Source organism: Prevotella sp. HJM029 (assembly GCF_000599605.1).
Taxonomy (GTDB): Bacteria; Bacteroidota; Bacteroidia; order Bacteroidales; family Bacteroidaceae; genus Prevotella.
In genome coordinates this window covers 1-537 of the sequence record NZ_AZHT01000081.1, presented here as the reverse complement: position 1 = coordinate 537, position 537 = coordinate 1, and the positions used below count along the sequence as shown (strand labels likewise).

1 protein-coding gene is annotated in these 537 nt (G+C 44.5%); it reads right to left on the bottom strand.

Going from position 1 to position 537, the window contains the following annotated elements; all coding sequences use genetic code 11:
- On the bottom strand, positions 1-537 hold a 537-nt coding region (locus X919_RS16830; protein WP_081759416.1), incomplete at both ends, for a hypothetical protein.

Genomic DNA, 537 nt, shown 5'->3' with positions numbered 1-537 from the left:
ACTTCTTAGTCTGTTGATAGCGTGCGATGTCTCGCTGGAGATACTGCCTAAATGCTGGAAACTCCTTGTCCGTATACTCAAGAATACGTTCCCGAGCCTGCAAAGGAATGCGATCCAAACGTATGAGTTGGTCATATTCACCGAACTTGGGGTAATCAACCCAAAGCTTCTCTAGCTCCTCTTTTGAGATGGGTGGATGCTCTGCTGTGATTTCCTCATAAGTGCCCTCAATCATCACACCTTGGTAGATGACTGTCGAGAATCCTCCTTGGTGGGTATATGAGAAGTCTATACGTCTGATCCTTTTATCTGTGCCTGGGTTGCATTCATATAAGAAAATTGCTGTCAGAAATAGCTTGCCATTCTGGTTGCGTTCCTCTTGATACTGAAAAGTCAAGTAATGAGTGTAATTGCTCTGTAGAAAATTGAGACCAAAGTATCCCACATTGGACTCAATAGCACAGTAGGGGCTGCCATCATCATTGAGTATCGTTGCAAAGTAGACCTCTTGCTTCTCGTGGGCTTCACGAGAAGCAA